Annotated in this window: 1 protein-coding gene; it reads left to right on the plus strand. The window is 48.5% G+C overall.

Annotated features, from left to right (window positions below; genetic code table 11):
• Nucleotides 1-86: 86 nt before the first annotated feature.
• On the plus strand, nucleotides 87-701 hold a 615-nt coding region (locus tag R7O13_RS27105), incomplete at its 3' end, for an ABC transporter substrate-binding protein (RefSeq protein WP_318305230.1).

Consider the following 701-nt stretch of genomic DNA (forward strand, 5'->3'; position numbering starts at 1 on the left):
CTGTCAAATTATCTGCACCAAACCGTCACATTCCACCCATAGGATAAAAAGGGAACTTACTGACCTAGTCCAGAAGGATGGAGACAATGAAAACTTTGCTTAGCCGTTCCACTGCCGTGCCTGCCAAACTGCTTGCAGCCACCGCAATTACAGCAACATTATCGGCGCCTGCTTTTTCAGCGGATGCCAATGTAGAATCCCTAGTAAAAGCCGCTCAAAAAGAAGGCTCGGTTTACAGTGTGGGCATGCCAGACAGTTGGGCAAACTGGAAAGACACGTGGGCTGATTTGCAATCAAACTACGGTTTGAAACATCAAGACACTGACATGAGCTCTGCACAAGAAATCGCGAAATTCGAAGCAGAGAAGAAAAATGCGACCGCAGATATCGGTGACGTCGGTTTTGCATTTGCGCGAGTTGCCGTGAAAAAAGGCGTAACTCAACCGTATAAACCGACCACTTGGAATGACATTCCCGATTGGGCGAAAGATAAAGATGGCCACTGGGCGCTGGCATACACCGGCACTATCTCTTTTATCTCAAACAACAACCTAGTCAAAGACGCACCAAAAACTTGGGGTGACTTACTCAAAGGTGACTACAAAGTGACGGTTGGAGACGTAGGCGTTGCGGCGCAAGCGAACAACGCCGTTTTGGCAGCCGCTTTTGCCAACGGTGGTGACGAATCGAACCTTAAACCA

The organism is Vibrio sp. Y176 (genome assembly GCF_033438945.1).